Genomic DNA, 25,044 nt, shown 5'->3' with positions numbered 1-25,044 from the left:
GGGGAACGTACGGGTCTTTGAAATCGGGCGTGCGCTCCCATGAGTTGACGGTCCGTGTGCCGGAGCGCGGACACGACGACCGCGAGTTGGCCGATCGACGCAGGCATCGGCGCACGCGCGCGCGACGCACGCGACCGACCGGCCAACTCGCGTTGAACGGCCCACCTCGGGGCCGTTCAACTCACGCCGCTAGGACAGCGGGTAAGCCTCCACCGACGTCGTGTCCTCCTCCTCGTCGTGGAGGAGCGCGTAGAGCGTGCCGTCCACCACCGTCGCCGCGGTGGGGAGGTCGGTGATCGCTCCCAGCTCGGTCCTCGAGCCGGTGGCCGGGTCCACCTCGAAGGCGATGACGCCCGTCGCCGTGCCGATCCCGTCCCCGTCCATCAGCAGCGCGCCGTCCGTGCCGGGGAAGAGGTCGTACAGCGAGGGGAGCGGCTCACGCCAGATCTCCTCGCCCGTGGCCAGGTCGTACGCCGCGCCCTCGCCGCCGTCGACCGACATGGTCAAGGAGCCGGCGAGCAGCGTGGCTCCCTGGACGAGCGACAGGTGCAGGGCGGGCGAGAAGTCCCACTCGTCGGTGCCGTTGTCGGCCGGGACCTCGGAGACGGGCTCGCCGGTCTCCCCGAACGTCACCAGCAGGTCGTCGCTCGTGCGCAGCGTGGGCAGGTCGCCCGGCATGCCGTTGGCGAGGCGGTAGTCCTCCGAGGCGTTCTCGAGGGTCCACAGCGCCTCACCACCGGCCGTGGGGAAGGCGGAGAGCTGGTACGCGTCGCCGAACGTGCCGCAGTCGCTCAGCGCGAACAGGTGCGAGGCGCTGGCCGTCCAGTCCGCGCCGTCCACACACTCGGGCCCGCCCGGCACCTCGGGCAGCGCCACCGGCTCGCCCTCGATCGAGAACTGCGCGACGTCGCCGTTGGAGGCCGTGATCGCCTCGTCGCCGACGAAGATCTCGGCCCCGTAGGACGAGCCCTCACTCGGCATCGTCCCGGTCCACAGCGGCTGGCCTTCGCCGCCCGCGTCGACGGCGACGACGACCGAGCAGCTCTCGGGGTCGTCGGCCGCGGCGTAGAGCAGGGCGCCGACGCCCGCGGCGTTGGTGGAGTCGGAAGCGGCGCACAGCTCCCCCGCGCCGTCAGGGGCGGGCAGCTCCCAGCCGGGCTCGCCCGAGGCACGGTCGTACGCCGTGACCCCCGCGGTCCCGGCCACCACGACGGTGCTCTCGGCCACCCAGAGCCGGGGCGCGGGAAGGGCCCCGTCGTACTCGCCGGAGGGAGCGGGCGTCGTCGCCCAGCTCGCCTCCAGCCCGTCCCCGTTCCCGTTCCCCTCGCCGGAGGCCGCCTCCCCGTCACCGCCGCAGGCCGTGAGCACCAGGCTCCCGGTCACCGCGAGCGCCAGCGCGGCACCCCGGCGTATCGCGGCCTTGGCCGCGTCGTCAGTCATGAATGTTCCCTCATCTCATGGGCGCGCCTGCCGAACCCCCGAACGACGGTGGCGCGTTGCTTCAGCAAGAGCCCATGAGGCTACCCGGCGTTTCTGACGCCCCCTCACCGGGGCGTGTCAGCCCGCCTGGTACGGCTTCGCCTCGAGCACCTTGACGCGTGCGACGTTGCCGTTGGGAAGGGTGTACTCCGCGTCGTCGCCGACCTTCTTGCCGTTGACGCCACCGCCGAGCGGGGACTGCGGCGAGTAGGTCTCGATGTCGGACGTGGCGAACTCACGGGAGGCGAGCAGGAACGTCATGGTGTCGTCCTCGTCGCCGTCGAACGCGATGGTGACCACCATCCCCGGGGCCACGACACCGGTGTCGGCGGGGGCCTCGCCGACCTGCGCACTCTCCAGGAGCTGGGTGAGCTGGCGCACGCGCGCCTCCATCTTCCCCTGCTCCTCCTTGGCCGCGTGGTACCCGGCGTTCTCCTTCAGGTCCCCTTCTTCACGCGCCTGCTCGATCTTCTTCGCGATCTCGGTGCGGGCAGGACCCGACAGGTGATCCAGCTCGGCCCTGAGCTGGTCATGCGCCTCCTGGGTCAGCCAGGTGACAGTGTCGCTGGTCTGCGTCACAGGTGCTCCTCGAAGTAGACGAGAGGGGGATAAAAACAAGGCCCGACCCGGACATCCTCAGTCCTGGGCGGGCGATCGTCGATCGAAATATCGACTCTAACAATGCCTGTCGATGTCCGGAAGGATTACCCTCCGCTGCCGGGACAAAACCCACCGGGCCTATCGCGCGGCTTCCGCCGCCTCGGAACAGCCCATCAGCTCGGCCGAGGTGGCACGCTGCGTGGTACGCAGCGTCACGGCGCGGTGCACGCTGTCGCCCTCGTCGTCGAACCTGAAGTCGCCCCTGCCCACCTCGAGGCCGTCGTCGGCCTGGGCGCGGACGGTGCACACGCCGTCGGCGCCCGACGGCTTGCGGACCGCGACGTTGACCTGGATCTCCTCGTCGGAGACCACGTCGAAGCCGGTGAGCTGGCCCGTGACCTGCTGCTCGCCGATGTAGGAGAACCCCGCCCACGCGACGAAGCCGAGCAACACGGCCCCGAGCGCGAGGCCGATCACCGTGAGCCGCCTGTCGGTCCTGGCGTCGTCGGAGCCGCGCCTGCCGTAGCGGCCCTCGGGGAGCCCCGCTCGCGGATCAGCCATGGCACTCGGTCCTCGTGGTGAGACGACGACCGGCGGAAATGCGGAATGGCCGCGCCGGTCCATCCGTCACTATAGAAGGCGACGGCCCAGGCCCGACGACCGACCGGACCCAGACGACGAGGGAACAGTCTTGACCGAGCAGCTGCGACTCATGGCGGTGCATGCCCATCCGGACGACGAGTCCAGCAAGGGCGCGGCGACCATGGCGAAATACGTATCGGAGGGCGTCGACGTGCTCGTCGCGACCTGCACGGGCGGGGAGCGGGGCTCGATCCTCAATCCCAAGCTCCAGGGCGACGCCTACATCGAGGAGCACATCCACGAGGTGCGGGCCAAGGAGATGGCCGAGGCCCGCGAGATCCTCGGCGTCAAGCAGGCGTGGCTCGGCTTCGTCGACTCGGGGCTCCCCGAGGGCGACCCGCTACCGCCGCTGCCCGACGGCTGCTTCGGCCTCCAGGACGTCGAGGTCGCGGCCGAGGCGCTGGTGCGGCTGATCCGTTCGTTCCGGCCGCACGTGATGACGACGTACGACGAGAACGGCGGCTATCCGCACCCCGACCACATCATGACGCACAAGATCTCGATGGTGGCGTTCGAGGCGGCGGGCGACCCGACGCGTTACCCCGAGGCCGGGGAGCCGTGGACGCCGTTGAAGCTCTACTACAACCAGGGCTTCAACAAGCCGCGCACCGTCGCGCTCCACGAGGCGCTCATCACGCGGGGTCTTGAGTCGCCCTACGGCGAGTGGCTCGAGCGCTGGGACGACGGCGACCGGCCCGAGCGGCAGCTGACGACGCGCGTGCCGTGCGCCGACTTCTTCGCGGTCCGCGACAAGGCGCTGATCGCGCACGCCACCCAGATCGACCCCGACGGCGGCTGGTTCAGGGTGCCGCTCGACCTTCAGCAGGAGGTCTGGCCGACCGAGGACTACGAGCTGGCCCGCACCCGCGTGGACACCTCGCTACCCGAGTCCGACCTCTTCGCGGGCATCCGGGAGAATTGACGGCATGAGTGAGTTGCTGCCCCTCGCCGAGGAGCTGAACGAGTACACGGTGACGCCGGGCGTGCTCGGCTTCATCGTGTTCGCGGTCCTTGGCGTGGGTGTCTGGATCCTGTTGAAGTCCATGAGCAAGCACCTCGGAAGGATCGCCGTCCCGGAGAACGACCCCGTGGCGGCGGCACACGACGAACACCAGGGGAAGGAGCGGGAGAAGGAGACCGCCGGCGGCGACCGGCAGCCCTCCCGCTCCTGAGCCTCCCGGGGCGTTCGTCCCCTTCCGAGGTGCCTTCCGAGGTACACCGAGCAGCACGTGCGCGACGATCAGCGGCGATCGGCGACGACCGGTGACGGTCTAGGCGGTCGTCACGCCGATCACATCCCGGGCGCCGCGCCGCGGGACCATGCCGAGCCGCCAGGCGGTCCAGCCCGACTCAGGGCCCTGGCCGCGCTGGAGCATCATGGCGTAGGTGTGCGCGGCGTCCGTCAGGCGCGGGTCGCGCAGCGGGTGCTCGGCACGCAGGAGCTCCGCCAGCTCCTCCTGTGCGACGGCCTCGCCGACCTCGGAGCCGCCGGGTGAGGCCAGCGGCAGCAGGGTGCACCGCAGGAACTGCGCCCAGTCGCCGCCCCGCGCGTCGGGCCCCTCGCCATACCCCTGGGCGAACAGCCGCAGCGCCTCGTCGGCCAACCCGAGCGCCTGCCCGAGCCGTTCGTTCCCGGCCTCGATCACCGTCAGCTCGAGGCAGCACCACGCCTCGCCATGGGTCACCCCGGCGCGCTCGAAGTCACGCCTGGCGTCGGTCAGCAGCTGCCGCGCGAAGCCGCTGTTGCGCAACGATCCCGTGCTGTCCGCCCTGATGTCCCGCGTGATCCTCGCCGAGTGGTGGCGGGCGCAGGCCAGGCCGTAGACGTCCCGCATGCGGCTGAACATGTTCCGCGCCTGCTCGAGCGTGCGCACCGCGCCCGTGCCGTCGCCCGCGTCCTCCAGGGCGTGGCCCAGGTCGTACAGGGTCCACGCCTCGCCGCGCGCGTCCTCCGTCTCGCGGTGCCTGGCCAGCGCGGTGGTCAGCTGCTCCTGGGCGGCCACGGGGTCGCCGTCGTGGACGCGGGCCAGGCCGAGCTCGGTCATGGCCCAGGCGACGCCGCGCACGTCGCGCGAGCGCTCGTACAGGTCGAGCGAGAACCGCAGCTCGCGCTCGGCGGGCGCGATCTCCCCGGCGAGGAGCAGCGTCTGCCCCAGCTGGAAGCGGGTCCACGCCTCGCCGTGCACGCTGCCCGAGCCCTGGTGCAGCCGCAGCGCCTCGCGCAGCATGCCGCGCGCGGCGACGATCCGGCCGCGTTCGCGCTCGACGGCCGCGAGCGCGTGCAGCGTCCACGCCCGGTCGCCGTCCAGCGCCTCGCCCTCCTGGAGCGCCAGCGCCTCCCGCAGCTTCTCGCCCGCCTCGCGCAGCTGGCCCTGGTGCTGGAGCGTGATGCCGAGGTCGCGCAGGGCGCGCGCGGTGCCCGCCTCGTTGTGCGCGCGCTGGTAGAGGGTGACCACCGAGGCCAGGGTGGAACGCGCCTTGTCGAGCTCGCCCAGCTGCCGGGCCGCGACGCCCGTGCGCCACTGGACGGAGCGGGTGAGCAGGCCCTGGTTGACCGCCTGGGTCAGCTCGTTCAGCTCGCCGAGGCGGTAGAGGTCGCCGCGCAGGAGGCAGTAGTCGCACAGCGCGCCCAGGAGGTGCTGCACGGCCGTGCGGTCCACGCGCTCGTCGGCGTGGCGGAGCGTCGAGGTGATGAAGCTGGTCTCGTCGTCGAGCCAGCGCAGCGCGGCGTCGAGCGACGCGAAGCCATGGCCGCCGGCGGAGGCGGGCAGCACGTCGGCGCGGGTCGAGGTCTTGCCGTCCACGAGCCGGATCACGGTGTCGGCGAGCTCGGCGTAGCTGCGGATCAGCCGCTCCTGCGCGGCCGAGCGCTCCTCGTCGGTCTCCTCGTCGTGCAGCCGGGCGCGCGCGAAGCGGCGGACCAGGTCGTGCAGCCGGTAACGGTTGCCGCGGACATGCCGCAGCAGCCCCGCGCCCGTCAGCTGCTCCAGCTGGCGCGCGGCCTCCTGCTGCCCGACGTCGAGCAGTGCGGCGGCGGCGCGCGCGCCCAGGCTCGCGCGGCCGACCAGCGCGAGGCGGCGCAGCAGGCGGCGGGCGATCTCGGGCTGGTCGGCGTAGCGCAGGCGCATGGCGCGCTCGGCCGGGTCGAGGCCGCCGCCCGGTGGCCCGTACGCCGAGAGGTCCTCGGCGAGCTGGGCGGGGGAGCGCTCGTCGAGCGCGGAGCCGACCATGCGCAGCAGCAGCGGGCGGCCGTCGCTCAGCTCGGTGACGCGGCGCCACGCGGCCTCGTCGTAGGGCCCGGGCGCGATGCTGGCGCCGTCGGTGACGGAGGCGCGCAGCAGCTCCTCCGACGCGGCCAGGTCCAGCGGGCCGAGCGCCATGTGGTGCACGGACGCGGGCAGATCGGGGTCGAGGGCCAGCGGCTCGGCGGCGGTGACCAGCACGAGCGACGCCGAGCGCGGCGGGATCAGGGTGCGGACCTGCTCGGCGTCGGTGGCGTCGTCCAGGATGATGATCACCGGCAGCTCCGCGAGGTGCTGGTGGTAGCGCTCGGCGAGGCGGCGCAGCTGGGCCGGGTCGGCGCTCTGGCCCGCGCCCTCGCGGAAGAGCAGCTGCTCGCGCGAGGCGCCGAGGCGGTTGAGCAGGTGCAGGATCGCGTCCCTGGTGTGCAGGGGGCTCTCGCTCTGGCCGCGCAGGTCCACCAGGCACGCGCCGCGGAACAGCTCACGCAGCTCGTGCGCCGCCCACCGCGCCAGCATCGTGCGGCCCGAGCCCGAAGGGCCGTGCAGGACGACGACGGTGGGCCGGGTCTCGGTCCTGGCCCGGTCGCGGTTGACCCACTGGGTGAGCTGGATCAGCTGACTGCGGCGCCCGATGAACGGATGCCCCGGGTCGGGAAGCCGGTCGAACGAACGGGTCAGCACGGAACGCGTGCGGGCCACCCCGCTGCGGTCCCTGGCCCGCGGCGCGGGGCGGCGGGCGTCGCCCTTGTCGCGGCCCAGCGGGTCGCGGCGGGGCGCGACGACGCGCTGCTGCTCGAACCACGGCCTGACGCCCCGCACTTCGAGCGCGGCGAGCCAGGCGAGGCGGAGCTGCTCGACGCCGCCCGGCTGGTTCCGGCTGCCCGCGTGGCGCTCGGCGGACCACTGGTGCGCGACCACGGCCTGGAGCGCGAAGCCGAGGAGGGCGGCCGCTGCGACGATTCCGGCGTCGACGAACGCGGTGGTCGCCGACTCCTCGAGGCCGCCGATGAGCAGCACGGTGGCCAGCCCCGCGCCCAGCGCGGCGGCGCACGCCCCGGCCGACGCGCGGGGCGCGAACCGGTCGGCCAGCCGCACCGGCGCGCCCTCGGCCTCGGCCTGCGCGTAGGCGGCGTACTCCTCCTGGGCGGGGCGCAGGATCTCCGCGAGCGCGGCGCGGGCCCGTTGCAGCAGCTGGGCACTGTCGAGGCGGCCTCCTGAGCGCCGCACCTCCTCATCGGCGGCCCGGGTGAGCAGGCCCTCCACATCGGCGAGGTGCCGCTCGGCGAGCCCGCCGGCGGATATCTGCATCGCGTCCCCCTTCCCATGGTCAACCCACCCTCTATCACGCGGAATCGGGCCGAGTCGTTGCATCCGGGCGCATCATCCTGCGGACCGGGCCGGGAAAGCACAAGCCCCCGGCCGCGCCGGGGGCTCGTGAGGCGGTGCGAGACGTGTGAGGTGGTACGGGACGACGTGAGACGGTGTCACGCCGCGTCAGGCGGTGGCGCGCTTGTACTTCCTGACCGCGAGCGTGCGGAAGACGGCGATGATGACCGCGGACCAGATGAGCGAGGCCAGCACCGGGTGCTGCATGGGCCAGGCGTCGGGCGTCGGGGAGTTGGGCGGAAGGTTCCCGAAGAGGTCGCGGACGGCCAGCACGGTGGCGCTGAAGGGATTCCACTCGGCGACGGGCTGGAGCCAGCCCGGCATGTTCTCGGAGGGGACGAACGCGTTGGAGACGAACGTCAGCGGGAACAGCCACACCAGGCCGCCCGAGGTCGCGGCCTCGGGCGAGCGGACCGAGAGGCCGATCAGCGCGCCGATCCAGGTGAACGCGTACCCGAAGAGGAGCAGGATGCCGAACGCGGCCAGCGCCTTGGGCAGCCCGTCGTGGATCCGCCAGCCGACCGCGAGGGCGACAAGCGCCAGGACCAGCAGGATGGCGGCGGTCTGCACCAGGTCGGCGAACGTGCGCCCGGTCAGCACCGCGCCGCGGGCCATGGGCAGCGACCTGAACCGGTCGATGATGCCCTTCTGCATGTCCTCGGCGATGCCCGCGCTCGAGCCCGCGGTGGCGAACGTGACCGTCTGGGCGAAGATGCCGCCCATGAGGAACGCCCGGTAGGCGTCGGGGTCGTTGCCCGCGCCCGGCAGGGTGATCGAGCCGCCGAACACATAGCTGAACAGCACCACGAACATGATCGGCTGGATGAGGCCGAACACCACGACCTCGGGGATCCGCAGCATCCTGAGCAGATTGCGGCGGGTGACGACGAGGGAGTCCCTGATGCCCTGCCCCAGGCTTATGCGCTCGTCGCCGGGGCGGGCGGCGGGCCTGGTGGCCTGGCCGTTGACGCTGATGCTCACTGGTCGCTCTCCTTCTCGGCCGCCGCGTCCTCGGCCGCCGCGTCCTCGGTCACCGCGTCCGCGGGGGTCCCGGCCCCGCCCGCCGCCTCCTCCTCGACCGCGTGCCCGGTGAGGGAGACGAAGACGTCGTCCAGGGTCGGGCGGCGCAGGCCGATGTCGTCGATCTCGATGCCGCGGCCGTCCAGCTCGCGGATGACCTCGGCGAGCAGCTTGGCGCCGCCCGCCGCGGGAACGCTCAGCTTGCGCGTGTGGGCCACCAGCGTCGGGTCGCCGTCGCCCAGGCGCCGCAGCACCTCCTCGGCCTCGTCGATGCGCTCGCGGTCGTGGACGACGACCTCGACGACGTCGCCGCCGGTCTGCGTCTTGAGCTGGTCGGACGTGCCCCGCGCGATGACCTTGCCGCGGTCCACGACGGCGATCGTGTCGGCGAGGTGGTCGGCCTCCTCCAGGTACTGCGTGGTCAGCAGGAGCGTGGTGCCACCGGCCACCAACTCCCTGATGACGTCCCACAGCTGGAGGCGGTTGACCGGGTCGAGCCCCGTGGTGGGCTCGTCCATGAACATCACGGGCGGGCTGATGACCAGCGCGGCGGCCAGGTCGAGCCGACGCCGCATGCCGCCGGAGTACGTCTTGGCGGTGCGGTCGGCGGCCTCCGCGAGGTTGAACCGCTCGAGCAGCTCCTTCGCCCTGCGCTTCGCGTCGCGCGAGGAGAGCTGGTAGAGCTGGCCGACCATCTGGAGGTTCTCCCGGCCGGTGAGCAGGTCGTCGACCGCGGCGAACTGGCCGGAGAGGCCGATGAGCCGACGCACTTCGTTCGGGTGGGTGAGGACGTTCACCCCGGCGACCTCGGCGTGGCCGCTGTCGGGCTGGAGCAGGGTGGTGAGGACGCGCACGGCGGTGGTCTTGCCCGCGCCGTTGGGCCCGAGGAGGCCGAGCACTGAGCCCTCGGGCACGTCGATGTCGACGCCGTCGAGGGCGCGGACATCACCGAAGGTTTTCACCAGCCCCTCGGCGTGAATGGCGCCTGGCATGTGGTCTCCCAGCGTGGTCGGGGGGTCGGTCAAGGGTCGGTCGGACGGGCGCGCTCCGCGACTCGGCGCCGCCCCCTGAAGGAGCGGCGTCGCCAGCATAGACTATCGCGATGTATCGCGATAGCGATTTTCGGGCGGCCCACGCCAGGGACCGCGATCGGCCCACGCCGGGGACCGATGGCTCAGCCGAGGATCCGGTACCCCGCCGCGCCCAGCGCCTCCCTCACCTCCACGCAGTGCCGCGGCCCCTGGGTCTCCAGCTGGAGCTCCACCTCCGCCTCGCTCACACCGAGCCCGGGGTCGGTCCTGACGTGGTTCACCGCCAACACATTGGCATCCGCCACTGACAACGCCCCGAGCAGCGCCGCGAGCACCCCGGGGCGGTCAGGCACGCGCAGCCGCAGCGACAGGTAACGGCCCGCGGCCGCCATGCCGTGCCGCAGGCTCCGTTCGAGCACCACCGGGTCGACGTTCCCCCCGGAGAGCACCGCGACGACCGGGCCATCGAACGCCTCGGGCGCGGACAGCAGCGCCGCCACCGGGCTGGCCCCCGCGGGCTCGACGACGAGCTTGGCCCGCTCGAGGCACAGCAGCAGCGCGGCGGACAGCGCGTCCTCCGAGACCGTGCGCACCTCGTCCACCAGGTCGGCGATGATCCGGAACGGCACGTCCCCGGGGCGCCCGACCTTCATGCCGTCCGCCATCGTCGAGACCTCGGGCAGCGCGACGGGCCGCCCGGCCGCGAGCGACGGCGGATACGCCGCCGAGCCCTCCGCCTGGACGCCGATCACCGCGACATCCGGCCGCAGCGCCTTGACCGCGAGCGCGACGCCCGCCGCGAGCCCGCCCCCGCCGATGCCGACCACGATCGTGCGCACCTCGGGGCACTGCTCCAGGATCTCGAGTCCCACCGTGCCCTGGCCCGCGACCACGTCGGGGTGGTCGAAGGGGTGTATCAGCACCGCGCCCGTGGTCCGCGCGTACTCCTCGGCCGCGGCCAGCGTCTCGTCCACGACCTGCCCGCGCAGCCGCACCTCGGCGCCGTACTCGCGCGTCGCGGCGATCTTGGGCAGCGGCGCGCCCGCGGGCATGAACACGGTCGACTCCACCCCGAGCAGCGACGCCGCGAGCGCGACGCCCTGCGCGTGATTCCCCGCGCTCGCCGCGACGACGCCCCTGGCGCGCTCGGCGTCGTCGAGCCCCGCGATGCGCGTGTAGGCGCCGCGGAGCTTGAACGAGCCGGTGCGCTGGAGGTTCTCGCACTTGAGGCGCACCGGGGCGCCGACCAGGTCGCCGAGGTAACGGCTGCCTTCGAGGGCCGTCACGCGCGTGATCCCGGTGAGCGTCTTCTGCGCGGCGAGCACGTCGCCGAGACCGGGGTTTTCGGGGTGGTTCGGGTCGGACATGCGGCAAGTGTCGCAGCCGGGTGGAACGGGAGCGCGGGGGGATCGGGACGCGAGCGCCCCGTGCCCGACCGGTTACGCGTACGCTGTGGCGCAACCAGCGCGCCACCCCCCGTGAACCCCCGTGAGCCATCGGAACGTTCGGACATGACGCCTGAAACAAGCACCGCATCACCCGCCGCCTCCCCCGCCGCGGCACCTCCGGCGCGGTCGCGGCCTGAGCCGCGGCACGCGGCGTTGCTCGACACGCTCCAGCACGAGGTGGCCGTCTTCGCCCGCCGGGCGGAGCAGACCCGCCTCGGCGGCCTCGGCCCCGCCCGCGAGACGATGGACCGCGCCGCCTACCTCCTGCTGAGCAGACTCGCCGAGGAGGGGCCAGCCGGCGTGAAGGCGCTGGCCTGCGGCATGGGCATCGACTCGTCGACGGTGACCCGCCAGGTCGCGCCGCTCGTGGCGGCCGGCCTGGTCAGAAGGGCCGCCGACCCGGCCGACGGGCGGGCCGTGGTGCTCCAGCTCTCCCCGCTCGGCAGCGAGCGGCTCGCCGAGGTGCGCGACTCGCGCCGACGGCTGATCTCGGAGCTCACCGAGGGCTGGACGCCGGAAGAGCGCGCCGACTTCTGCGCGCTCCTGACGCGCTTCAACGGCGCGATCACCCGGCTCCAGAGCGGCGGCCCCGACGCCCGCGGGGCCTCGGAGCCCGTCAGCCCAGCGCCTGGGTGAGGTCGGCGAGCAGGTCGTCCACCGCCTCGATCCCGACGGACAGGCGCACCAGGTCGCCCGGGACCTCGAGGGCCGAGCCCGACACGGAGGCGTGCGTCATGCGCCCCGGGTGCTCGATGAGGGACTCCACGCCCCCGAGCGACTCCCCCAGCGTGAAGAGGCGCGTACGGTTGCACACCTCGACCGCCGCGCTCTCCCCGCCGACGACCTGGAACGACACCATCCCGCCGAAGTCGCGCATCTGCTTGGCCGCGGTCTCGTGGCCGGGGTGCGACGGCAGCCCCGGGTAGTACACGCGGGAGACCCTCCGGTGGGCCTGGAGGGCCTCGACGACGCGGGCGGCGTTCGCGCTGTGCCGGTCCATCCGGACCGCGAGGGTCTTGATGCCGCGCATCACGAGCCACGCGTCGAACGGGCCCGCGACCGCGCCCATCGCGTTCTGGTGGAACGCCAGCTCCTCGGCAAGCGCCGCGTCCGACGTGACGAGCGCGCCGCCCACCACGTCCGAGTGCCCGCCCAGGTACTTGGTGGTGGAGTGCACCACCACGTCGGCGCCGAGCGCGAGGGGCTGCTGGAGATAGGGGCTCGCGAAGGTGTTGTCCACCACGAGGCGCGCGCCCGCGGTGCGCGCCAGGTCGGCGATCAGGGCGATGTCGGTGATGCCGAGCAGGGGGTTGGAGGGGGTCTCGACCCAGATCAGCCGGGTCTCGGGCCGCAGCGCCTCCCGCACGGACGCGGGGTCGCCGGTGTCGGCGACCGACCAGCTCACGCCCCAGCGTTCGACCACCTTGGCGATCAGGCGGAACGTGCCGCCGTACGCGTCGTTCGGGATCACCAGGTGGTCGCCGGGCGACAGCACGGTGCGCAGCAGGCAGTCCTCGGCGGCCAGGCCCGAGGCGAATGCGAGCCCCCGCCCGCCGCCCTCGAGGGCCGCGAGGTTCTCCTCGAGGGCGGTCCTCGTGGGGTTCGCCGACCGGCTGTACTCGTAACCGCCGCGCAGGCCACCGACGCCGTCCTGCTTGTACGTGGAGACCTGGTGGATGGGCGGGACCACAGCGCCGGTGACCGGGTCGGGCTCCTGCCCGGCGTGGATGGCCACCGTCTCGAAGCGCTGGCCGCTGAGGTGATCGTTCATGGGACCACGGTAGTGGGCCGTACGGTGGAGGTGACGCCGTCGAGGTGCGCGGCGGACGCGACATAAGGTGTCCATGTACGTCAAGCACGCGTCAGGCACCGGTCCCGCACCGCCGGACACGCATGACCGAGGGGGAGCCGCACGCCATGGAAGCCCTGTTCCTGCTGATGACCCTGGCCGTTCTCTTCGCGGTGTTCGTGATGCCGATGATCCGGCGGCGCCGGGAGCGCGAGGAGCTCGAACGCGCTGCCGCCGCCGCGGAGTCCGCCACGGCGCGTGGTGGTGCGGCGGGGGCGCCCGAGGGGCTCTCGCTGGCCAAGGAGGGCGAGCCCGGCTCGGGCGGGCTCGTCCCCGTCGACCAGCTCGACGTCCGCCTGCCGGGGCCCGACCACGAGCTGGTCTCCGTTCTCGAGGAGGCGCGGCGCACGCGCGACTGGCGGCCCGCGGGGCAGCTGCTCGCGCTGACCGACGAGAGCGAGCTGCGCTGGCAGCGCGTGCAGTCGCTCGCGGGCGCCGCCGCGATGGAGCTGTCCCGCTGGCGCGCGGCGGGCGAGCCCGAGGGCGGGCACGACGCGGGCTGGCTGCGCCGCTGGCGCGGTGAGCAGCCGAACGACCCGGGCGGCGCGCAGGTGTACGCGCAGTTCCTGGTGTGGCAGGCGATGGCGGACCCGTCGTCGGCCGACCACCGGATCATCCTCGAGGAGGCGCGCACGGTGTGCGGGGAGGCGGCGGCGCTGCGCCCCGACGACCCGATCCCGTACATCACGGAGCTGTTCATCGCGCGCGGCCTGAGCTACCGCAAGCCCGACTTCGAGGCGCTGTGGCGGAAGGTGACCGAGCGCGACGAGCAGCACATGGGCGCGCACCTGGCGGCGTTGCCGTACTTCTCGGAGAAGTGGCACGGCTCGCGCGCCGACGCGGAGGCCTTCGCCACGGCCGCCGCGGCGTCGGCCCCCGAGGGCAGCCTGCTGGCGGCGCTGCCGCTGTTCGCCGTGTACGACCACCTGCCCGAGCTGCCGCTCGGCCCGATCTACCAGGGCGCCGTCGTGGCGGACGCCATCGAGGCGGCCCAGTTCGCGGTGAGCCACGTGCGCGCGGGTCACCCGGTGGAGCCGCACGTGCGCCACCTGCTGCTGTGTTTCCTGGTGCGCGCCGAGCGGTACCCGGAGGCGGCGGAACAGGTGCGGGCCATCGACGGTTATGTCGGTGCGATCCCGTGGGTCGACGGCGACGACCCCGCCACGGAGTACGCCGCCTATCGCGCCATGGCCATCGCGGGCCGCTGAGACGGCCAGGGAGAACAGGGAGACACTCGATCATGCTGTACGCGTTCAAGACCCGGATTCCCACCGCCGAGGAGGCCCTCCCGGGGCGGGCGGAGCGCCCGTTCCGCGTCCCGGAGACGCACACCGTCCTCGGCACGTCCCTCCTGGGCCCCTACCCCGAGGGCCTCGAGGTCGCCGACTTCGGCCTCGGCTGCTTCTGGGGCGCCGAGCGCCGCTTCTGGCAGACCCCGGGCGTGTGGACGACCCTGGTCGGCTACCAGGGCGGCTCCACGGAGAACCCCACGTACGAGGAGGTCTGCTCCGGCATGACCGGTCACGCCGAGGTGGTCAGGGTCGTGTTCGACCCGCGGAAGGTGAGCTACCAGGACCTGCTGAAGGTGTTCTGGGAGTCGCACGACCCGACGCAGGGCTACCGCCAGGGCAACGACGTGGGCACCCAGTACCGCTCCGCGATCTACACCCACTCCCCCGCCCAGGAGTCCGCGGCGGCGACGTCGCGGTCGGCGTACCAGAAGGTGCTGTCGGAGTCGGGCTACGAGCAGATCACGACGGAGATCCTCCCCGCTCCCCCGCACCCGTTCTACCCGGCGGAGGACTACCACCAGCAGTACCTCGACAAGAACCCCGCGGGCTACTGCGGCATGGGCGGCACGGGCATCTCGTGCCCGGTGGGCGTGGCGCGGGCGGAGGGCTGAGCGGGCGGATCCCACCATGGGAGACCGCAGCCGCCCGCGACCGTGACCGCGCTGCGGCAGGCAGTGACCCAGATCGCGCCCGCCGCCCTGCCCTCCTTCGCACGGGCGTTGGACCGGGCGGCCGACCAGGCGGGCCGCATCCTGGACGACGCACACACCGCGCTCGCGTCGCCCCGGCGGTGAACGACGCCATGGCCGACCTGGGCAACGGACCACGCGGCGGCGGGCTGCGCCGCATGGACGCGGTGCGGAGCAGACACTTCCGGCCACCAGCGGTACCTCGACACGAGCCCGTGGCGGGCCACCGCGGCACGGGCCGCACGGGCCCGTCATGCCCGGTGGGCGCGGCGCGGGCGTAGGGGGCCGGGTCAGGTGGGGACGACCGTGGCGCGGACTCCGGGAAGGTCGTCGAAGACCGCCTTCCCGTCCGTGGTGACCAGGGTCCTGGCCGTCGCCGTCGCCGTGGCGGCGATGATCAGGTCGTGCCCTCCCCCGGGCTTTCCGTGGCGGCGGATGTGGGCCAGCAGCCTGGCGTGGACGACGGCGACGTCCGAGGTGTAGTCCTCAACTGGAATCAGGGCGCGCACCCCGTCGACGAACTCCTGCCGGAGCACCCGGCGGGAGTCGTCGGCCAACTCCACTCCGAGCTGTAGCTCGGCCAGCGTGACCGCCGCGACAGCCACGTCATCGTCGTCGCGGAGCAGCCGGACCAGCCGCGCGCCGTCCCGTTCGGCGTGGATGAGAACGCCGGTGTCCAGGATCAGTCGTCGTGCCACGCGCCGCTCAACTCGTCGGTGGCGATCTCCCGAGCCGCCTCGATGTCGCGGGCACAGTCCTCGTCGACCGGATGCGAGGCGAGGAACTGCCTGATCGTCCCGCCATTGCCCGCGGACGCCGGGGAGAGAGTCGCCAGCCGCCGTCCTCCCCTGGTGATCACGATGGTCTCCCCGTGCTCGGCGCGGTCGAGCACGGAGGCGAAATTGCGGGCGACTTCCGTCGCGGTCATGGTCCTCATGGAATCAGATTATCTGATTTCCCCAGGTCGAGGCGGGTTTCCGGTTTCCTCCTCCGCGGTCGACGGTCGACTCCGCGGACGCGCGGCCTGCATCCCGTTCAGCCCACCCACGCCAGGGCCGTGCGGGGGAGGGCGGCGACGGCCGACGAGCGGGAGTCCTCTGGCCAGGCCAGGGCGAGGATCGGGGGCCGCAGGTCATCGACGGGGCGGTAGGCGATGCCGGGGCGCGGGTGGCGGCGCGTGACGGAGAGCGGCGGGAACCAGACGAGGCGGCCGAGCTCGATCAGGTTGAAGATGTGCGCCAGGTCGAGGTGGCGCGAGGGCGCCCCGTCGCCCTCGCGGTCGGCGGGGGCGCCGTCGGGGAGGACGCGGTCGGCCAGGTCGGCCAGGCGCAGGCGGGAACGGGCGACCAGCCGGGGCTCGGTCAGGAGCGTCTCGGCGTCGAGCCCCCGGTCGTCGAACGGGCGCGGCACCAGCGCCACGTCCGCGCGCCCCTCGCGCGGCGCGGGCACCTGCTCCCCGCGCCCGCACGACCGGCCGATCCGCTTCCGGCGCGTCGAGGACGACGCCTACACGGCCGGGCTGATCGGGGCCGGGATGTCCGAGGCCATGGCCGGATCGATGCTCGCCATGATGCGGGCCAAGGACGCGGGCCTCGACAACGGCGTCGCGCGCACCGAACGCACCGGCAGCCCCACGTCGTTCCGCCGCTGGTGCGAGGACGTGCTGGCACCGGCCGTCCGACGCTGAGTCGCGAACGCGGGCAACTCGAGCGGGCCGGTCGGTGGTCATAGGGGGTGGAGACGTCGCCGCACTCGGGGGGCGACGTTCGGGGGATCACAGGGGGGTCGCACATGACCGGCATCATCAGGGCACCCGGAGCGTCAACGACCGGCTCCGCCCTCCACCGCCTCCGTCAGCTCGGGCCAGAACGCCTCAGGGATCGGGTGCGCGAGCTGTGTCGCGCTCTCGGTGATCTCCTCGGGCGTGCGCGCGCCGACCAGGACCGTGGTCACGGCCGGGAGGGAGAGCGGGAGTTGGAGGGCGGCGGCCAGGGGTGGCACGCCGTGGCGGTCGCACACGGCGCGGACGGCGGCGCGTTCGGCGGCGGCGAGCGCCGGGGTGATGACGCCCGCGGCCATCACGGCGATGCCACGGTCGGCGCACAGCGGCAGCAGGTCGTCGGCCGCGGAGCGGTCGAGCAGGGTGCAGCCGCCCGCCACGAGCACGCAGTCGGGTCCGGGCGCCGGGGCCTCGCGCACGAAACGGGCCGCGACGGCCGGGTGGTTGACGCCGAGGGAGACGGCGCCGATCGCGCCGTCGCGGCGCAGCTCGTCGAGCGCGCGATACGCCCCGCCGAGCGCGGTCGGGTAGTCGAGGTCGGGGTCGTGGATGTGCAGGACGTCCACGCGGTCCAGGCCGAGGCGGTCGAGGGACTCGGCGACCGAGCGGTGCGTGGCGGCGTAGGAGTGGTCGAGGCGCGGTCCGATCCCGGGCGGCGGGTCGGCCCACAGCGGCTGGGTGTCGGGGCCGCCGGGCTCGATCAGGCGGCCGACCTTGGTGCACAGCACGAACGCGTCGCGCGGCTTGTCGGCCAGGGCGGCCCCCGCGCGGGCCTCGGAGCGGCCATAGCCGTAGACGGGCGCGGTGTCGTAGAGGCGCAGGCCCAGCTCCCAGGCGCGTTCGACGGTGGCGGTGGCCACCTCGGGCGGGACGGACGCGAACATACCGCCGATCGGAGCGAGCCCGAGGCCGAGGCGGCTGACGGTCAGTCCGGTGCGACCCAGCGGGACGCGTTCTCCCGGGGCGAGCCCGGCGGGCGTTGCGCTCATGGGGCGCACGGTAGCGCGGGGGCCAAGGAACGCGCCCCCCCGCGCCTCGGACCCCGCGCCCGTGCGCCCGTGCCCCCGCGCGTCAGACGCTCCGCGCCCCCGGCCGCCCCGGCTCGACGACGAACGCCGCGGCCGTCTCGACCGGCGCGCCCGCCGTGGTGACCCGGGACAGGACGCGGTACTCGGCGCGCAGCTCGCCGCTGTCGAGGGTCATGACGGTGTAGCCGCGCTGGGCGTTGTGCCACTTCAGGTGGGGATTGACGCCCGGGGTCATCCAGTCGTAGCCGACCTGGTCCATCGCGGTGCCGTCGCGGCCCGAGCTGATGGACGTACCGGCGAACTCTGTTGCCACGATCGGGGATTCCTCGTCGTCGAAGTCCAGCTTGAGGTCGGCGACGACGCTGCGGTGGATGTCGCCGGTGAGGACGACGGGGTTGCTGGCGCCGCTCTCGTACAGCCCGGTGAGCAGCCGGTCGCGGGCGGCGGTGTAGCCGTCCCACATGTCGAGACCCGAGGAGAGGACCTCGGGGTCGGGGTCCTGGTCGACCTGGGCGACCAGGGTCTGGTTGGCGAGGACGTTCCAGGTGGCGCCGGATCGGGCGGCGCCGTCGAGCAGCCACGCCTCCTGTTCGGCGCCCAGCATCGTGCGGGCCGGGTCGCTGCGCTCGGCGTCGCACCCGGCCTTCGTCCCGTCGCCGCACACCTGGTCGTCGCGGTGGCTGCGGCTGTCCAGGACGTGCAGGTCGAGCACGCGCCCGAACGCGAGCCGCCGGTACATGCGCGCGGCCGACCCCTCGGGCCTCTGCGGCAGGCGCAGCGGCAGGTGCTCGTAGTACGCCTGGACCGCTGCGGCCTTGCGCGCGCGGAACGCCACCGGGTCGGCGTCGGGGAAGCCGTCGGAGTCGATCTGGGCGATGTCGGCGGCCCAGTTGTTCTCGACCTCGTGGTCGTCCCACGTGAGGATCCAGGGGAACGCCTGGTGCGCGGCCTGGAGGTCCGCGTCGAGGCGGGTGAGGGCGTGCCGGTTGCGGTACTCGGCGAGGGTGTAGGTCTCGCGCTGGAACGACGCGTCGAGCTCGAGGCCGCGCACGCCCCCGGTGGGGCCGACGCCGCCCTCGTAGAGGTAGTCGCCGAGGTGGACGACGAAGTCGAGGTCCTCGGCGGCCATGTGGCGGTAGGCGGTGTAAAAGCCGTCATACCAGCACTGGCACGAGGCGAACGCGAACGCGACGCCGCCCTCGGCCGACGTGGGCTCGGGCGCGGTGCGGGTGCGGCCCACGGGGCTGATCTCGCCGCCGGAGCGGAAGCGGTAGAAGTACGCGCGGCCGGGGTCGAGCCCCACGACCTCGACATGGACCGAGTGGCCGAGCTCGGGGACGGCGGGGACCGTTCCGCGCTGGGCCACCTGGGCGAAGCCCTCGTCGTGGGCGATCTCCCACTCGACGTCGACGGACTGGTCGGGCAGCCCGCCGAGGCCGTCGAGGGCGAGCGGGTCGGGGGCGATGCGCGTCCACAGGACGACGCCGTCGGGGTGGGGGTCGCCCGAGGCGACGCCGAGGCGGAAGGGGTCGCCGGTGAAACGGGGGTCGGCCCGGGCGATGCCGGAGGAGAGACCGGCGGCGTGGAGGCCGATCGTCCCGACGCCGGCTGCCACGCCGCCCAGGAGGCGTCGTCTGCTGAGATTCATCGATGACCTGCCCGTCTGTGCACAGTGTCTGACGGGCCGACACGATCGCGGTGAGCGATGACATTCGGGTGGAGGCTCGCCCTATTCCTCACCACCTTTCGGCGAACTTCGTCACGGAGAGGCCCGAACGCCACACGGAAAGCGACCACGGGGGCCCGCGCGTCACAGGGAACAGATCACACGTGACGGGTCACGCGTGACGGGTCACGCGCCGGTGTCGATCGCGGCCAGGTACTGCGCGTCGGCCTGGGCCCCGGCCACGGCCTCGCGCGGGATCGCCTCGGTCAGCCGCCGCAGGATCTCCGGGTCGAGGGCGGCGGCGAGGTCGGCGGCGGCCCCGTTGGCGCGGACGTGCTCGGCGCGGCGGCTGCCGGGGATCGGCAGGGTGTCGCGGTCGAGCAGCCACGCCAGCGCGAGCTGCGCGGGGGTGATGCCCGCCTCGGCGGCGAGCGAGGCGAGCCGGTCGGCGAGGCCGACGTTGCTGTCGATGTTGCCCAGGACGAAGCGGGGGTTGCCGCGCCGCCAGTCGTCATCGGGCAGGTCGTCGACCGAGCGCACCGAGCCGCCGAGCAGCCCGCGCCCCAGCGGGCTGTAGGCGACGAAGGTGACGCCCAGCTCCCGGCAGACATCGAGCAGTTCGTCCTCGGGGCCGCGGCTGAAGAGTGAGTACTCGGTCTGGAGCGCCGCCACCGGGTGGACGGCGTGGGCGCGGCGCAGGGTCGCGGGCGAGACCTCGGAGAGGCCGATGGCGCGGATGGTGCCCGCCGCGACCAGCTCGGCCATGGCGCCCACGGTGTCCTCGATGGGCGTGGTCGGGTCGAGCCGGTGCAGGTAGTACAGGTCGACATGGTCGGTGCCGAGGCGCGTGAGGCTGGCCTCGATGGCCCGCCTCACCTGGGCGGGGCGCCCCAGCCCGGCGATGAAACGGCCGCTCTCGTCGGTGTTCCCGCCGAACTTGGTGGCCAGGACGACCGCGTCCCTGCGCCCCGCGAGGACCCGGCCGATGAGCCGCTCGCTGTACCCGTCCGCGCCGTAGATGTCGGCGGTGTCGATGAGCGTCTGGCCCGAGTCCACGGCCTCGAGCAGCGCCGAGGTGGCCTGCCGCTCCGTCACGTCCTCGTAGACGCCGGGGGCCAGCGTCATGGCGCCGAAGCCGATCGCCGGGACTCGCGGCCCATGGGTGCCCAGGTTGCGATAGCGCACGTGAGTTCTCCCTCGCTGTGATGTGCCCCTCGATCGTGCGCCGCCGTCCCTGCCCCAGCCAGTGCTCGCCCATGGCCAGCACCGGCGAGGCTGGTCCCCGCGGGGCCAGGCACGCGCCCCCTCGGCCCGGCAGACTGGGGGCATGACCACACGCGAGCTGGCGGCGTTCCTGCGATCCCGCCGCGACCGGATCCGGCCGGAGAGCGTCGGGCTGCCCGCCGGGGCGCGGCGGCGCTCCCCCGGGCTGCGCCGCGCCGAGGTGGCGCAGCTCGCGGGGATCAGCCCCGACTACTACACACGGCTCGAACAGGGCCGTGACGTGCGGCCCTCCGCGTCCGTCCTCGACGGCCTCGCCCGTGGGCTGCGCCTGAACGACCACGAGCGCGACCACCTCTACCGGCTGGCCCACTCGGTCCCCGCCCCGCCGCGCCGCCGCGGCCACAACGGCGTGGCGCCCGAGGTGCGGCAGCTCATGGCGGCCATGGGGCCTGTCCCCGCGATGGTGCTCAACGGCCGCCTCGACGTGCTCGCCTGGAACGCGATGGGTGCGGCGATCGTTCCCGATGTCGCCGAGCGGGAGCCGTCGTCGCGGAACCTGGTGCGGTTCGCGTTCCTCGACCCGCGCTCGCGCGCGTACTACATCGAGTGGGAGCTGAGCGCCAGGCACGGCATCGCGCAGCTGCGCGCCGAGACCGGGCGCGACCCCGACGACCCGGTGACCAGGGCCCTGGTGGGCGATCTCGCGGTGCGCAGCGAGGAGTTCAGGGCGTTGTGGGCGCAGCACGATGTGAAGGGCCCTGGGCAGGGGCGCAAGGAGTTCCGGCACCCGGCCGTCGGCCCGCTCTCGCTCGACTATGTGGTGATGCTGCTGCCCAACACCCCGGACCACCAGCTCGTCACCTACACCGCCGCGCCCGGCTCCCCCTCGGCAGGGGCCCTGGACCGGCTCGCCGCAGAGACGGCCGCGACGGCCGAAGCGGCCCAGGCGGCCCAGGCGGCCCAGGCGGCCGAGCAACGCGCCTAGCGACCGAGCGACGCGCCTAACCCCCGCGTTCGTCCTCCGCCAGGCGGGCCTCGAGCTCGTCGGCGACCAGGCTCTCGCGGTGGACGGCGCCCGTGCGGTACGCCGTGCGGCCGACGACCTGGCCCACGACGGGGACGGTGGCCAGCTGGAACACCGCCACCAGCGCGAGCGACACGATGTGGTGCGCGCTGACCTGGCACGCGGTGCCGCCCAGGATCAGCAGCACGCCGAGCGTCTGGGCCTTGGCCGCCGCGTGCAGGCGGCACACGGGGTCGGGGAAACGCAGCACGCCCACCGCCGTCAGCACGCAGAACGCCGCGCCCGTCAGCAGCAGGACGGCCGAGAGCACGTCGAGCGCCGCCCTCACCGCATGTCCTCCCGCTCCTCGACCAGATGCGCCGCGGTGATCGAGCCGATGAAGCCGAGCAGGGTCAGCACCAGCAGCAGCGGCACGGACGAGCCGGTGTCGTGCCGGGCGATGCCGACCGCGACGGCGGTCACGATCAGCGTCACCAGCACGTCGAGGGCGACGATGCGGTCGAGCACGGTGGGTCCTCGCACGATCCTGACCACCGTCAGCAGGGCCGACGCGGCCAGCAGGTCGACGGTGAGCACGAACACGGCGTCCATCAGAAGGTCCTCCGGTTCTCGCTGTCGCGGATGGCGCGCGCCGCGACGCGTTCGGCCGCCGACACCGCGCGGCGCTGGGCGTCGACGGCGTCCTGGCCCGGCACGGGCAGCGCGTGGACGTAGAGCAGGCGGCGCTCCCTGTCGATCTCCAGGACGAGGGTGCCGGGGGTCATGGTGGTGAGATAGGCGGTGGTGGCGATCAACAGGTCGCTGTTCTCGGCCAGTTCGACCTCGATCACGGCGGCGGGCGCGCGGGGCCCGTGGCGGACGGCGGCCCAGCCGACGGAGACGGCGGAGACCGCGAGGTCGACCAGCATGTGGCCGGTCAGCCTGACGAGGCGCAGCGGGCGGAGCGTCAGGCGGTTGCGCATGGGCGGCATGCGGAACGCGGTGAGCACGCCGACGGCCACGAGCAGCCCGCCGACCACGACGGTCGCGCGGAGCGAGCCCCACAGCATGATCCACAGCAGCCAGAGCCAGACGAGGGCCAGCAGCCTGCGGCCCGCGGGGCGGCGCGGGCGGCGCGGCTGGCCCGGGCCGGCGTTCGCCGGGGTCACCGTCCCTCACCGCCCTCGGTGCCGAGCACGGCCTCGCGATAGTCGGCGGGCCGCGAGAGGTCGGCGGCGGCGCGTTCGGTGAGCGCGACGAGCGGCCCCGCCCCCGCGGCCATGGCGAGGCCGACGGCGACCATGCCCGCCGCCGCGCCCACGGTCAGCGCCCGGCCCCCCGCGGTGGCGGCCGCGCTGGCGAGCGGCACGGAGATCACGCGCCACACGCGCACCATGGCGTAGAGGGTCAGCAGGCTCGTGACGAGCGCCGCCGCGGCCACCGCGTAGGCGATCGCGCCGCCGTCGATGACCGCGGCCCGCAGGAGCGCCAGCTTGGCGATGAACCCCGAGAACGGCGGCAGCCCCGCCAGGCTCAGCGCCGGGACGAGGAAGAGCGCCGCCGCCAACGGGCGCCCAGGCCCTGGGCGTTCGCCGCTCTCCGCGGGTGGCTTGAGCCGGTGCAGCGCGGCCGTGCCCGTGCGGCTGACGACGAGCGCGGTGACCAGGAACAGCGCGGCCTGCACGACGATGTGGTGGACGATGTAGAGGATCGCGCCCGTGAACCCGGCGAGGTCGAAGAGCGCGAGCCCGAACAGCATGAACCCGATGTGGCTGACCAGCGTGAAGGACAGCAGCCTGTTGATGTCGTCCTGCGCGATGGCGCCGAGGATGCCGACGATCATGGTGAGGACGGCCGCGCAGCCGATGAGCCACCACGTCCCGTCGCGCGGGAAGAGCAGCGACTGGGTGCGGATCATCGCGTAGACGCCGACCTTGGTCAGCAGCGAGGCGAAGACGGCGGTGATCGGCGCGGGCGCGGTGGGGTAGCTGTCGGGGAGCCAGAAGTGCAGCGGCACCACGGCCGCCTTGATGCCGAAGACGACGAGCAGGAACGCCGCGAGCGCGGACCGCACGCCCTCGGAGAGGCCGCCGGTGCGCTCGGCGAGCTCGGCGAGGTTGACGGTGCCGGTGGCCGCGTAGACCAGGCCGACGGCGGTGAGGAAGAGCAGGGACGACGTGAGGCTGGTCATGGTGTAGGTCATCCCGGCCAGGACGCGTTCGCCGCCCGCGTTGAGCGTGATCAGCACATAGGACGAGGCGAGCATGACCTCGAAGGCGACGAAGAGGTTGAACAGGTCGCCCGAGAGGAACGCCAGGCCCACGCCGCCGACCAGCAGCAGATACGCCGGGTGGAACGGCGTGACCGTCAGGGCAGGGCGGTCGGTCGTGCCCTGGCCGAGGGCGAAGAGCAGGACGGCGAGCGCGACCAGCACGGCGACCGTGAGCAGCAGCGCGGAGAGCAGGTCGGCGACCAGCGCGATCCCGAGCCGCGGCGACCAGCCGCCCAGGGCGACCACGGTGGTGCCCTCGCGGTCGACGTGGAGCAGCAGGCCGATCGCGTCGGCGAGGACCGCGGTGAGCACGACGACGGTGAGCGCGCGCTGGGCGGTGCCGTTGCGGACCAGCGCGAGGGAGCAGGCCGCCGCGAGGAGCGGCAGCAGCACGGGCACGACGAGCAGCAGGGTGGTCATCCGGGGTTCCCCTTCCCTTCGCGTCCGCCGTCGCGCTCCTCGCCCTCGCCGTCCTCCTCCTCGCTCTCCTCCTCGTCGGAGTCGCCCGTCTCGTCGGGCATCGCGGCGGGCTCGAAGTCGTCGCGCTCGCGGACGGTGCCGATGCTGCGGTCCTCCAGGTCGTCGCGGACCTCGTCGTGCCCGGAGAGCCGCCATGAGCGGTAGGCGAGGGCGAGCAGGAACGTGGTGACGCCGAAGGTGATGACGATCGCGGTCAACGCCATGGCCTGGGGCAGCGGGTCGCCCTCGGCGCCCGCGGACAGCAGCAGCAGGTTGGTGCCGTGGCCCAGCAGGATGAAGCCCAACAGCACGCGGGTCAGGGAGCGTTGGAGCATCAGGTGCACGCCGGTGGCGAACAGCCCTCCGACGGTCAGCGCGAGCGTCCAGTCCAGGGTGGTCGAGGTCATCGGGCCTCCCCCACGGTCTGCCCCGACGCGGCGATGAGCTTGAGGATGATGCCGACGACCAGCAGATAGATGCCGATGTCGAGGATCAGGCTCGTGCTGCCGTGCACGGTGCCGAAGACCGGCGCGTGGAACTCCCAGGGGGCGGCCGCGAGCGGGGGCGCGCCGAACGCGATCGGCAGCAGGCCGCCGCCCGCGGCGATGACCAGGCCGCCCCCCGCGACGAGCCCCGGATCGACGGGCGCGGCCAGGCCGAGGTCGGCGCGGCCGCCGACGAGGAAGCGCAGCACGAAGCCGAGGCCCGCGACCAGGCCGCCCGCGAAGCCGCCGCCCGGCCGCAGATGGCCGGAGAACAGCAGGAAGAGCGACAGCACGACGATCGATGTAAAGAGCGCCCTGGTGTGGATCTCCAGCAGCATCGACCGCTCGGTGCCGGGGCGTTCGCCCGCGCCGGGAAGCCAGCGCTGCTGGGGCGCGTCCCAGTGCGCGGAGGGGGAGCGCGCGGCGACGCCCGCGCCCCGGCGTGGGCC

At 73.5% G+C, this 25,044-nt stretch carries 28 protein-coding genes; 8 read left to right on the top strand and 20 right to left on the bottom strand.

Going from position 1 to position 25,044, the window contains the following annotated elements:
- Window positions 1–189: 189 nt before the first annotated feature.
- The 3 genes from D7318_RS22435 to D7318_RS22425 all read right to left on the bottom strand — a co-directional run bounded on the left by D7318_RS22435 (window position 190) and on the right by D7318_RS22425 (window position 2,640).
- Window positions 190–1,440, bottom strand: coding sequence for an outer membrane protein assembly factor BamB family protein (locus D7318_RS22435; protein ID WP_120698980.1), 1,251 nt, complete (start codon window positions 1,438–1,440; stop codon window positions 190–192).
- A 117-nt stretch (window positions 1,441–1,557) separates the two neighbouring features.
- On the bottom strand, window positions 1,558–2,058 hold the full coding sequence (gene greA / locus D7318_RS22430) for a transcription elongation factor GreA (protein ID WP_120698979.1): 501 nt from the start codon (window positions 2,056–2,058) through the stop codon (window positions 1,558–1,560).
- Between the two features lie 159 nt (window positions 2,059–2,217).
- A complete protein-coding gene (locus tag D7318_RS22425) occupies window positions 2,218–2,640 on the bottom strand; it encodes a DUF4307 domain-containing protein (protein WP_120698978.1) in 423 nt (140 codons plus the stop codon).
- A gap of 130 nt (window positions 2,641–2,770) precedes the next feature.
- On the opposite strand from D7318_RS22425, the gene mca reads away from it, so the two are divergent.
- Window positions 2,771–3,643 (top strand): mycothiol conjugate amidase Mca, encoded by an 873-nt coding sequence (gene mca, locus D7318_RS22420; protein WP_120698977.1) that lies wholly within the window; start codon window positions 2,771–2,773, stop codon window positions 3,641–3,643.
- Window positions 3,644–3,647: 4 nt separating this feature from the next.
- Complete coding sequence (locus D7318_RS22415; protein ID WP_120698976.1) at window positions 3,648–3,893, top strand: hypothetical protein; 246 nt, start codon at window positions 3,648–3,650, stop codon at window positions 3,891–3,893.
- 99 nt (window positions 3,894–3,992) lie between these two features.
- On the opposite strand, the gene D7318_RS22410 is transcribed toward D7318_RS22415, so the two are convergent.
- The 4 genes from D7318_RS22410 to ilvA all read right to left on the bottom strand — a co-directional run bounded on the left by D7318_RS22410 (window position 3,993) and on the right by ilvA (window position 10,767).
- Complete coding sequence (locus D7318_RS22410) at window positions 3,993–7,271, bottom strand: tetratricopeptide repeat protein (protein ID WP_120698975.1); 3,279 nt, start codon at window positions 7,269–7,271, stop codon at window positions 3,993–3,995.
- A gap of 186 nt (window positions 7,272–7,457) precedes the next feature.
- Window positions 7,458–8,210, bottom strand: a complete 753-nt coding sequence (locus D7318_RS22405; protein WP_230423976.1) for an ABC transporter permease — start codon at window positions 8,208–8,210, stop codon at window positions 7,458–7,460.
- Window positions 8,211–8,326: 116 nt separating this feature from the next.
- Window positions 8,327–9,361, bottom strand: coding sequence for an ATP-binding cassette domain-containing protein (locus D7318_RS22400; RefSeq protein WP_120699040.1), 1,035 nt, complete (start codon window positions 9,359–9,361; stop codon window positions 8,327–8,329).
- A gap of 182 nt (window positions 9,362–9,543) precedes the next feature.
- Entirely contained in the window at window positions 9,544–10,767 is a 1,224-nt protein-coding gene (ilvA, locus tag D7318_RS22395) for a threonine ammonia-lyase (protein WP_120698974.1), read from the bottom strand.
- A 144-nt stretch (window positions 10,768–10,911) separates the two neighbouring features.
- Here ilvA and D7318_RS22390 point away from each other — a divergent pair, with 144 nt between their 5' ends.
- Complete coding sequence (locus D7318_RS22390; RefSeq protein WP_120698973.1) at window positions 10,912–11,484, top strand: MarR family winged helix-turn-helix transcriptional regulator; 573 nt, start codon at window positions 10,912–10,914, stop codon at window positions 11,482–11,484.
- Here D7318_RS22390 and D7318_RS22385 read toward each other — a convergent pair.
- Window positions 11,465–12,619, bottom strand: a complete 1,155-nt coding sequence (locus D7318_RS22385) for a cystathionine gamma-synthase (RefSeq protein ID WP_120698972.1) — start codon at window positions 12,617–12,619, stop codon at window positions 11,465–11,467. The genes D7318_RS22390 and D7318_RS22385 overlap by 20 nt on opposite strands.
- A 146-nt stretch (window positions 12,620–12,765) precedes the next feature.
- On the opposite strand from D7318_RS22385, the gene D7318_RS22380 reads away from it, so the two are divergent.
- The 3 genes from D7318_RS22380 to D7318_RS32950 are packed head-to-tail and all read left to right on the top strand — an operon-like array spanning window position 12,766 to window position 14,783.
- Complete coding sequence (locus D7318_RS22380; RefSeq protein WP_120699039.1) at window positions 12,766–13,905, top strand: hypothetical protein; 1,140 nt, start codon at window positions 12,766–12,768, stop codon at window positions 13,903–13,905.
- A 32-nt stretch (window positions 13,906–13,937) separates the two neighbouring features.
- Entirely contained in the window at window positions 13,938–14,600 is a 663-nt protein-coding gene (gene msrA, locus D7318_RS22375; protein ID WP_120698971.1) for a peptide-methionine (S)-S-oxide reductase MsrA, read from the top strand.
- A gap of 42 nt (window positions 14,601–14,642) precedes the next feature.
- Window positions 14,643–14,783: a hypothetical protein gene (locus D7318_RS32950; RefSeq protein ID WP_183091755.1), complete on the top strand. Its 141-nt coding sequence runs from the start codon at window positions 14,643–14,645 to the stop codon at window positions 14,781–14,783.
- A gap of 185 nt (window positions 14,784–14,968) precedes the next feature.
- Here D7318_RS32950 and D7318_RS22370 read toward each other — a convergent pair whose 3' ends face one another.
- The 3 genes from D7318_RS22370 to D7318_RS22360 form a co-directional block, all read right to left on the bottom strand.
- Entirely contained in the window at window positions 14,969–15,376 is a 408-nt protein-coding gene (locus D7318_RS22370) for a PIN domain-containing protein (protein ID WP_120698970.1), read from the bottom strand.
- The gene (locus D7318_RS22365) at window positions 15,361–15,606 is read right to left on the bottom strand and encodes a type II toxin-antitoxin system Phd/YefM family antitoxin (protein WP_220729745.1); all 246 of its coding nucleotides are present in this window, start codon (window positions 15,604–15,606) and stop codon (window positions 15,361–15,363) included. The genes D7318_RS22370 and D7318_RS22365 overlap by 16 nt, the downstream gene beginning before the upstream one ends.
- A 107-nt stretch (window positions 15,607–15,713) precedes the next feature.
- Window positions 15,714–16,127, bottom strand: coding sequence for a type 2 periplasmic-binding domain-containing protein (locus D7318_RS22360; protein WP_183091476.1), 414 nt, complete (start codon window positions 16,125–16,127; stop codon window positions 15,714–15,716).
- An 85-nt stretch (window positions 16,128–16,212) separates the two neighbouring features.
- Here D7318_RS22360 and D7318_RS22355 point away from each other — a divergent pair, with 85 nt between their 5' ends.
- A complete protein-coding gene (locus tag D7318_RS22355) occupies window positions 16,213–16,365 on the top strand; it encodes a hypothetical protein (RefSeq protein ID WP_230423966.1) in 153 nt (50 codons plus the stop codon).
- A 134-nt stretch (window positions 16,366–16,499) separates the two neighbouring features.
- Here D7318_RS22355 and D7318_RS22350 read toward each other — a convergent pair whose 3' ends face one another.
- The 3 genes from D7318_RS22350 to D7318_RS22340 all read right to left on the bottom strand — a co-directional run bounded on the left by D7318_RS22350 (window position 16,500) and on the right by D7318_RS22340 (window position 20,337).
- On the bottom strand, window positions 16,500–17,447 hold the full coding sequence (locus D7318_RS22350; protein ID WP_120698968.1) for an aldo/keto reductase: 948 nt from the start codon (window positions 17,445–17,447) through the stop codon (window positions 16,500–16,502).
- 82 nt (window positions 17,448–17,529) lie between these two features.
- Window positions 17,530–19,134: an alkaline phosphatase D family protein gene (locus D7318_RS22345; protein ID WP_120698967.1), complete on the bottom strand. Its 1,605-nt coding sequence runs from the start codon at window positions 19,132–19,134 to the stop codon at window positions 17,530–17,532.
- Between the two features lie 204 nt (window positions 19,135–19,338).
- Window positions 19,339–20,337 carry an aldo/keto reductase gene (locus D7318_RS22340; protein ID WP_120698966.1) on the bottom strand — a complete coding sequence of 333 codons (999 nt, stop codon included), beginning with the start codon at window positions 20,335–20,337 and terminating at the stop codon, window positions 19,339–19,341.
- Window positions 20,338–20,479: 142 nt separating this feature from the next.
- Between D7318_RS22340 and D7318_RS22335 the strand changes: the two genes are divergently transcribed.
- Entirely contained in the window at window positions 20,480–21,361 is an 882-nt protein-coding gene (locus tag D7318_RS22335; protein WP_120698965.1) for a helix-turn-helix transcriptional regulator, read from the top strand.
- A gap of 16 nt (window positions 21,362–21,377) precedes the next feature.
- On the opposite strand, the gene mnhG is transcribed toward D7318_RS22335, so the two are convergent.
- The 6 genes from mnhG to D7318_RS22305 all read right to left on the bottom strand — a co-directional run.
- Window positions 21,378–21,728: a monovalent cation/H(+) antiporter subunit G gene (gene mnhG / locus D7318_RS22330; protein WP_120698964.1), complete on the bottom strand. Its 351-nt coding sequence runs from the start codon at window positions 21,726–21,728 to the stop codon at window positions 21,378–21,380.
- Window positions 21,725–21,991, bottom strand: a complete 267-nt coding sequence (locus tag D7318_RS22325; RefSeq protein ID WP_113688470.1) for a monovalent cation/H+ antiporter complex subunit F — start codon at window positions 21,989–21,991, stop codon at window positions 21,725–21,727. Before D7318_RS22325 ends, mnhG begins: the two co-directional genes overlap by 4 nt.
- Complete coding sequence (locus tag D7318_RS22320; RefSeq protein WP_120698963.1) at window positions 21,991–22,548, bottom strand: Na+/H+ antiporter subunit E; 558 nt, start codon at window positions 22,546–22,548, stop codon at window positions 21,991–21,993. Before D7318_RS22320 ends, D7318_RS22325 begins: the two co-directional genes overlap by 1 nt.
- Window positions 22,545–24,071 (bottom strand): proton-conducting transporter transmembrane domain-containing protein, encoded by a 1,527-nt coding sequence (locus D7318_RS22315; RefSeq protein WP_120698962.1) that lies wholly within the window; start codon window positions 24,069–24,071, stop codon window positions 22,545–22,547. The genes D7318_RS22320 and D7318_RS22315 overlap by 4 nt, the downstream gene beginning before the upstream one ends.
- Entirely contained in the window at window positions 24,068–24,517 is a 450-nt protein-coding gene (locus D7318_RS22310; protein WP_120698961.1) for an NADH-quinone oxidoreductase subunit K, read from the bottom strand. The genes D7318_RS22315 and D7318_RS22310 overlap by 4 nt, the downstream gene beginning before the upstream one ends.
- A partial coding sequence (locus D7318_RS22305) for an MnhB domain-containing protein (protein ID WP_329604844.1) occupies window positions 24,514–25,044 on the bottom strand: 531 nt, incomplete at its 5' end. The genes D7318_RS22310 and D7318_RS22305, both read right to left, overlap by 4 nt.

Source organism: Streptomyces radicis (assembly GCF_003626575.1).
Classification (GTDB): Bacteria; Actinomycetota; Actinomycetes; order Streptomycetales; family Streptomycetaceae; genus Streptomyces; species Streptomyces radicis.
Note: the sequence above shows the minus strand (reverse complement) of the source record. Positions and strands in the feature narration are given on the sequence as shown.

Coding starts and splice junctions, on each gene's coding strand:
- D7318_RS22355 (WP_230423966.1), top strand. CDS start 16,213: ATGTCCGAGGCCATGGCCGGATCGATGCTCGCCATGATGCGGGCCAAG.
- D7318_RS22390 (WP_120698973.1), top strand. CDS start 10,912: ATGACGCCTGAAACAAGCACCGCATCACCCGCCGCCTCCCCCGCCGCG.
- D7318_RS22345 (WP_120698967.1), bottom strand. CDS start 19,134: ATGAATCTCAGCAGACGACGCCTCCTGGGCGGCGTGGCAGCCGGCGTC.
- D7318_RS22400 (WP_120699040.1), bottom strand. CDS start 9,361: ATGCCAGGCGCCATTCACGCCGAGGGGCTGGTGAAAACCTTCGGTGAT.
- D7318_RS22310 (WP_120698961.1), bottom strand. CDS start 24,517: ATGACCTCGACCACCCTGGACTGGACGCTCGCGCTGACCGTCGGAGGG.
- D7318_RS22335 (WP_120698965.1), top strand. CDS start 20,480: ATGACCACACGCGAGCTGGCGGCGTTCCTGCGATCCCGCCGCGACCGG.
- D7318_RS22425 (WP_120698978.1), bottom strand. CDS start 2,640: ATGGCTGATCCGCGAGCGGGGCTCCCCGAGGGCCGCTACGGCAGGCGC.
- D7318_RS22315 (WP_120698962.1), bottom strand. CDS start 24,071: ATGACCACCCTGCTGCTCGTCGTGCCCGTGCTGCTGCCGCTCCTCGCG.
- D7318_RS22325 (WP_113688470.1), bottom strand. CDS start 21,991: ATGGACGCCGTGTTCGTGCTCACCGTCGACCTGCTGGCCGCGTCGGCC.
- ilvA (WP_120698974.1), bottom strand. CDS start 10,767: ATGTCCGACCCGAACCACCCCGAAAACCCCGGTCTCGGCGACGTGCTC.
- D7318_RS22435 (WP_120698980.1), bottom strand. CDS start 1,440: ATGACTGACGACGCGGCCAAGGCCGCGATACGCCGGGGTGCCGCGCTG.
- D7318_RS22410 (WP_120698975.1), bottom strand. CDS start 7,271: ATGCAGATATCCGCCGGCGGGCTCGCCGAGCGGCACCTCGCCGATGTG.
- D7318_RS22380 (WP_120699039.1), top strand. CDS start 12,766: ATGGAAGCCCTGTTCCTGCTGATGACCCTGGCCGTTCTCTTCGCGGTG.
- D7318_RS22350 (WP_120698968.1), bottom strand. CDS start 17,447: ATGAGCGCAACGCCCGCCGGGCTCGCCCCGGGAGAACGCGTCCCGCTG.
- D7318_RS22385 (WP_120698972.1), bottom strand. CDS start 12,619: ATGAACGATCACCTCAGCGGCCAGCGCTTCGAGACGGTGGCCATCCAC.
- msrA (WP_120698971.1), top strand. CDS start 13,938: ATGCTGTACGCGTTCAAGACCCGGATTCCCACCGCCGAGGAGGCCCTC.
- D7318_RS22365 (WP_220729745.1), bottom strand. CDS start 15,606: ATGACCGCGACGGAAGTCGCCCGCAATTTCGCCTCCGTGCTCGACCGC.
- D7318_RS22405 (WP_230423976.1), bottom strand. CDS start 8,210: ATGCTGCGGATCCCCGAGGTCGTGGTGTTCGGCCTCATCCAGCCGATC.
- D7318_RS22415 (WP_120698976.1), top strand. CDS start 3,648: ATGAGTGAGTTGCTGCCCCTCGCCGAGGAGCTGAACGAGTACACGGTG.